Here is a 413-nt window from a genome sequence, read left to right on the forward strand (position 1 = left end):
TGTATGCACTGGGCGAACAGCGCGCGCAGGAGCTGCAGGCACAGATCGCCACGGTGATGAAGGATGCCAAGCTGCGCGGCACCCCGGCCAAGCTGCTGCGCAGCATGCGCAACGATCGACAGTTCCAGTACGGCGACGCCAATGCACTGATCAACCGTTACCGCCAGGTGCAGCAGCAGGTCAACGCACGCCTGCCGCAGGTGCTGGATACGTTGCCGAAGGCACCGCTGGAAGTACGCGCGGTGGAACCGGAGCGGGCGCTGACTGCCGCGGCCGCGGCCTACCAGCCGTCGCCAGGCGAACAACCAGGCGTGCTGTACATCAACACCCGTGACCTGCCCAGCCGCAAGCGCTGGAACGTGCCGGTGCAGTACCTGCATGAGGCGATCCCCGGCCATCACGTGCAGCTGGGC

1 protein-coding gene is annotated in these 413 nt (G+C 66.6%); it reads left to right on the forward strand.

Annotated elements, in window-relative coordinates; translation table 11 throughout:
• Nucleotides 1–413, forward strand: a 413-nt coding sequence (locus RUW00_RS22815; protein ID WP_315956827.1) for a DUF885 family protein, incomplete at both ends; no start/stop codon positions are given.

This window comes from Bacillus sp. IS1, assembly GCF_032461585.1.
GTDB classification, from domain to species: Bacteria; Bacillota; Bacilli; order Bacillales; family Bacillaceae; genus Bacillus; species Bacillus velezensis.